Raw genomic sequence first — 5,422 nt, 5'->3', positions numbered from 1 at the left:
TGTTATGCAACTTGTTCGCTCTATTTTGTGCTTCTTCTAAACCATTATTAAATTTTTTATTTCTCATTTTAGAAATATATTTTACTAATTTATTCATTAAATCTCCTTCCGTCGTACTTTAATCATGTTGCCTATTTTTGAACTGCGACTAATCTTCATCTTCAATACTATATCTTACGAGTTTTCGTATTTTAGAATCAAATATCTCTGGGTTTACTTCATAGTCACCAACTAACGGATAACCCTTATATGCTTTTCCCATTGCCTTTTCAACCTCTGCTATTTCTTTTTTATCTTGTTCAACAATATTATTCCGAGATAACTCTTCACAATCAAAAGGTTTTGTATATTTTAATATATTGCATATAGCCTCACAACTGCTATCTTCACAGTCAATGCAACATCTATTATCTGTTTGATAAGAACAACCTCCACCATTACATTTTCTCATTAAATATCTCCTTTCAATGTCGCCATATTCTCATATTGTGACGTCCGATTGTTAGTATGCAACATTGAACATTTTAATTTTACTGTTCTTTCTTAATTTACTAATGCCATTAATATAAATTGCGTGCGCCCTCTGCTTTGTTAGATCAATCGTTACCGCTATTTCATCATATGTTTTACCATACATCCTAGACATCAATACAGTATATTCATTTTCATTCAGTGTACCTTTTATAAAAGTTAGCATATCTTTATTGTGTAAAGAATTTACAAGATTTTCAGCTACATCTGTATCATCCCTAATTTTGTTCACCATGTCTTCGCCTGTTCCATTTTCATTTAAATTCACATCCAAACTACAAACATTGAGCATAGTCCTTTTAAACTTATCTATTTGTTTTTTACTCTTTCCCGTATATTCTGCTAGTTCCTCCGTTGTTGCAACCCTTTCTAAATCTTGTTCTAATGCTTTACATTCCCTTAATATTGCGTAATTTTCTCGGAATGCTGGAACTGGAACTCTTATGGCCCTACTGTAGTTTTGTATATGCCTTACCATGTATTCTTGTATAAATTTATAAGCATAAGTCCCTAGTTTTGTTTTTTTATCGAATTCAAATTTAATCACCGCCCTCATTAATCCCATGTATCCCACTTGCATAAGATCATCCACTTCAACCGTTTCGCTAGTTAACTTGATTGCTATTATCTTTATTAACCCGCCATTTGCTTCTAAGATGTCATTCATGGCCACCCTGTCCCCAGCCTGTGCCTTTGCGACTAATTCCCTTTCCTTTTCCAACGTTAACAATTCCCCCATCTTATAGCCCCCTATTGCAAAGTCTCGACCACATCCAAATACCTCTCAAAGTAGCCTTAACATTATTTCTTGTACAAAACCCCATATACCTTTTTCTATCTTTATTACTCATAATTTCCCCCATTAGTGTTATACTAAGGATAGGTAGCCGATTCTCACAATAGATTAGCTACCTACCATATTTATTATCTAGTGCCCTTTTATCGAAGGGTATTTTTTATTTAAAGTTTTCTTGAAGTTTATCTTCTAAATCTTCTATTATTTCATTTGCAACCGCTAAATCAGATTCCATTGTTAGGCACTCATCTTCTAATACTGTATAAGTTTTCTTATGCAACTTTGCATCCAATTTATTAAATAGCTCCTCCGCCTGTGCTGGTGATAATGTTATACTTGAATTAATCCCAAATTCTAAAGTTCTATATTTGATTTCCCCAACATTTCTTAATTCACTTACTTCTATTTCCACCTTTTCCTGTTCAATATGACTAGTTATAAAATTCATATTATTTGTCCCCCTTAATTAAATTTTCTATTTCCTTACAAACCTTGTCATATTCAGATTTTAAAACTTGTTTACTTTCCGTGTATTTATGTGCCATTAGTACAGTTTTAACTAATTCAGATTTTCCTTTAGATATTGCGAACATTCTCTTCGCCTGTGCATCTGTAATATGCTCTATAGGTGTTGTTGGTGTTGTAGACGTATTTCCATTACCTTGTTGCTTATCTTTGCCTATATCGTCACTGTGCGTATTGTCTGTGTCTTCTCCCGAGAAAAGCATGAATGTTTTGGATAACATATTTTTAAATGAGTAAGTTGAACTTTTTCCAGCTCCTTTGTCTTGTGGATCTGAACCATTTCCAAATCCTATTAATATTTCACTTTCTCCGCTTTCAGTATCTACTATCTTATATTTAACCTTTAATTGTGTAACCGCCCTTAGAGTGTTACTAACCGTATTTTTGTAGTTGTCTGTTTTCTCCCAAGTCATTACATTTTCGGTTATGTCTCCATCTATAGGAAATACTATTAGCTTGTGTTTCTTGAATAATGGTTTAATTAGGTTTAACATAGATGCTTCACTAACTGCTTTATACGCGTTATTTCCGCTACCTACTGTCATACTTTTTTCTATTGATTCCGATTCATTCATAACTAAATACATTTTCTCATATAATTTTAAATTTTCCATCTAGTCACCTCTTATAATTATTTAATATCAAAACTTTCTTTAGTTTCTTCTAACGATAAGCCACATACCGCATCTAATATCTGCCCTGTGTGTGTGTTTATTATCATGCCATTGTCTATTACCAAATTCTTTTTAAACTCTGCCCAATCAATCTTATTAGTTATTACTTCTTTTAAATATTCATCCGCATTGTTTGATAAGTAAGTTTCTAATTTTTCAGCATCATGTTTTATTTTTTGTGAAGCCTTTTTATAAATTAACTTTCCACTTAACATTGCATAACTTCTCTGTGTTTTAGTTTCTTTTGATTTTACTGTATTGAAGAATGCCCTTAACTGATCCTTTTCGAACTGTATTTCATTATCTATGTGATTAGTTTGAATTTCTAATGTAGATTGGATGTTTTCAATTTTCCCATTTGCTATAGTTTGAAATCTTTCCTTTTCTGTTTGAAAATCTTTTATAGAAGTTATCAACTCGTCCGCTTGTAGTTCTGTAATTCCTCTCAATTCTCTTTCTACCGCTAAATCAATATCGTATGGTGTCATTTAAGTTCCTCCCTCATTTTCTTATATTTTTTAATTCTGTTATCAAATTGTTTAAGAGTAATTGTCTTATTCTCCATTGCGGTGATTGCGTCAGCTATTAAACATATCAATTTGTAATTCTGTATACATTTTCTACCTCCTAATCTCTAACTTTTAACGGTGTTCCCATTTCATTTCTTACAATTTCTACGTGTCCTTCTGAAACTATTGCTTTTGTCATTGGATCATAATATTTATTTAAAAATTCTACCAACGATTTAGATGCTTCTTTTAATTCTTTAAATTTTGCATTTAATTCTTTGTCCATTGATAATACCTCCTATAACATTTTTAAATTGATTTTTAAAAGTTTTATTAAAAGTTTGCTTTGCTCAAGACTTGGATTTGCGTTTCCGTTTTCTAGTTTTGAATAGAAGCTTTGTTTAACTCCTATGTAAGTTGCAGTTTCTGATTGTGATAAATGTTTTCCTAATCTTGCCATTCTCAATTCCTCTCTTTTCATGTTCTGCCCTCCTTTGGATTAATTGGTATGTTTTATCTTATTCGGTATAATTATATTATATTCCACGTAAAGGAGAATTACAAGTGTTTTTAAAAATATATTTTACGTTTCGTTGAATTATTGTTCTCATTAGGGGAACTCACAGTTAATTTATTATTAAAACAATAAATAAGTGTATCGTTTTTGTTCATTTAGATTATACTAATAGTAGAATAATTTATAAATGTGTCGTGGGGGTATATGAAAAATGGATAATATCAACGAAAAGGATTTAGAATTTAGAAAGGTTTTTGCTAAGCGTTTAAAGATGTTACGCATAGATAAAAAAATGACCTTGAAAGAACTTGCAACAGCTTTGCAGCAAAAGTATGAAATTGAAATAACATATGGTAGTATATCAAATTATGAACGGGCCTTTAGAATTCCTTCATTGAATGTACTAGCAAACATTGCAAATTATTTTGATGTTACCTCTGATTATTTACTTGGAATTACTGATGAAAGGAACGCCAAAATACTTCAAACCAGTATATATGATGATAATAATACAAAACATTCTGTAAAAATAGCCGTAGATAAAGATTCCAAACTAGCAGATATGCCACTCAAAGATGTTGTCAAACTTGTAAAAGAACTCCAAGAACTGGGAATAGACTTTAATACAATTAAAAAACCTGTCGAATAACCGCATTAATTTGTGGTTATTTTCTTTGTAAATCTTACCTTTATTTCCCTTTATAAATGCTATAATATAAGTAAGTAAAATTTATAAGGGGGATACAAAAATGGCTAACGGCATAATTACTAAAGAGGATATAAAGGATATTATTTATGTAGAAATAGACAATGTAAAGGTTTATGTTAGATAATACATAAAAGCACTTACAATTAAATTTGCAAGTGCTTTAGCTTTATATAATTTTAAGCTGTTGGCTTTGGTATTTCTGATCCAACATCTTCAATGTTAGCAAATTCTATTCGTCGTTTTTGTGCTTCTACATCCTTATAACCTTCGATTAGAGCCAATTCTATATCTTTTGGAATTTTATTCTCCGTCATCTTAATTCCTCCTTTCAATGCCACATTTTAATCAAACCACGACATATATCATATTTTAACCACTCCCACGCCATCCCTAACAAGCTTTTAGTATGAGGGTAATGTAATTGTATTGTTTAATGTTTGTGTTGTTCTAATAGCCCGTTAAGCTTCATTAAAACAAATATCAATATTCTTAATGCTTCATTGTTTTTATTAAAATACATACTTTGCAGTTTATCTATCATTTAAAACCATTTAAAACATTGTGTATCGGCATTTCTTCGCCAGTATAAGCCTTATATTGTTGTAAAAGCATACTTAGGTCTATAGTCAATTCATTAAAAGCCGGCAACCACTTATCCCTAGTCGCCTGTGCAATACTATTATTTTCTAAATACTTTTCCGCTTTCTGTTCTCTCTGAATGAGAATATTATAATCTTGTTTCATTTTTAAAAGGGACATTCACCCTCGACCTCCTCTACATTATTTGTATAAGTAGGATTTAAAATCATTTTTTTCTTAGCATTAAGATATTCTTTCCACTTGAATTTATAAGTTTCAGCTTTATTTGTTTTTTCATTTATCCCCAGTAATAAGCCTGTTGCCTTTTCAAAGTTTACATTAACATTTGGTAAATCGGAATAATATCTATTTTTTAATACACATATTTTCCCATGTATACCTTGGCTTCTTTCTGCTTCATCATATTCACGAACAACACTTATTATATTATCAGCTTTATTCGCTATGTCAGAGGTTCCGCTTATCTGTTCAAAATCCATGTCATCACCTTTTTTTAATGTTTTATTAGGATGTAACACTAAAATTATATGTGTACTGTAAGCACTAGCAAGATTGTGACAC

11 protein-coding genes are annotated in these 5,422 nt (G+C 30.9%); 1 reads left to right on the top strand and 10 read right to left on the bottom strand.

Annotation, left to right across the window (positions count from 1 at the left end; translation table 11 throughout):
* Positions 1–148: 148 nt before the first annotated feature.
* The 7 genes from JJE11_RS13965 to JJE11_RS13935 form a co-directional block, all read right to left on the bottom strand.
* Positions 149–451: a hypothetical protein gene (locus JJE11_RS13965; protein WP_291636664.1), complete on the bottom strand. Its 303-nt coding sequence runs from the start codon at positions 449–451 to the stop codon at positions 149–151.
* Between the two features lie 51 nt (positions 452–502).
* Positions 503–1,270, bottom strand: a complete 768-nt coding sequence (locus tag JJE11_RS13960) for a sigma-70 family RNA polymerase sigma factor (RefSeq protein WP_291636662.1) — start codon at positions 1,268–1,270, stop codon at positions 503–505.
* A 217-nt stretch (positions 1,271–1,487) separates the two neighbouring features.
* Positions 1,488–1,775 carry a hypothetical protein gene (locus JJE11_RS13955; RefSeq protein ID WP_291636660.1) on the bottom strand — a complete coding sequence of 96 codons (288 nt, stop codon included), beginning with the start codon at positions 1,773–1,775 and terminating at the stop codon, positions 1,488–1,490.
* 1 nt (position 1,776) lies between these two features.
* Entirely contained in the window at positions 1,777–2,466 is a 690-nt protein-coding gene (locus JJE11_RS13950) for an ERF family protein (RefSeq protein WP_291636658.1), read from the bottom strand.
* Between the two features lie 17 nt (positions 2,467–2,483).
* Positions 2,484–3,014 (bottom strand): host-nuclease inhibitor Gam family protein, encoded by a 531-nt coding sequence (locus JJE11_RS13945; protein WP_291636657.1) that lies wholly within the window; start codon positions 3,012–3,014, stop codon positions 2,484–2,486.
* 139 nt (positions 3,015–3,153) lie between these two features.
* Positions 3,154–3,321, bottom strand: coding sequence for a hypothetical protein (locus JJE11_RS13940; protein ID WP_291636655.1), 168 nt, complete (start codon positions 3,319–3,321; stop codon positions 3,154–3,156).
* A 12-nt stretch (positions 3,322–3,333) separates the two neighbouring features.
* Positions 3,334–3,516, bottom strand: a complete 183-nt coding sequence (locus tag JJE11_RS13935) for a helix-turn-helix transcriptional regulator (RefSeq protein ID WP_291636653.1) — start codon at positions 3,514–3,516, stop codon at positions 3,334–3,336.
* A 247-nt stretch (positions 3,517–3,763) separates the two neighbouring features.
* On the opposite strand from JJE11_RS13935, the gene JJE11_RS13930 reads away from it, so the two are divergent.
* A complete protein-coding gene (locus JJE11_RS13930; RefSeq protein ID WP_291636651.1) occupies positions 3,764–4,201 on the top strand; it encodes a helix-turn-helix transcriptional regulator in 438 nt (145 codons plus the stop codon).
* Between the two features lie 236 nt (positions 4,202–4,437).
* Here the strand turns inward: JJE11_RS13930 and JJE11_RS13925 are convergent, their stop codons facing one another.
* The 3 genes from JJE11_RS13925 to JJE11_RS13915 form a co-directional block, all read right to left on the bottom strand.
* Positions 4,438–4,575, bottom strand: a complete 138-nt coding sequence (locus JJE11_RS13925; RefSeq protein ID WP_291636623.1) for a hypothetical protein — start codon at positions 4,573–4,575, stop codon at positions 4,438–4,440.
* Between the two features lie 223 nt (positions 4,576–4,798).
* Positions 4,799–5,020, bottom strand: a complete 222-nt coding sequence (locus tag JJE11_RS13920; protein ID WP_291636621.1) for a hypothetical protein — start codon at positions 5,018–5,020, stop codon at positions 4,799–4,801.
* Positions 5,008–5,422, bottom strand: a 415-nt coding sequence (locus tag JJE11_RS13915) for a hypothetical protein (protein WP_291636619.1), incomplete at its 5' end; no start/stop codon positions are given. The genes JJE11_RS13915 and JJE11_RS13920, both read right to left, overlap by 13 nt.

Source organism: Clostridium sp. (assembly GCF_016650095.1).
Lineage (GTDB): Bacteria > Bacillota > Clostridia > Clostridiales > Clostridiaceae > Clostridium_AD.
This window is presented reverse-complemented; position numbering and strand designations above follow the sequence as displayed.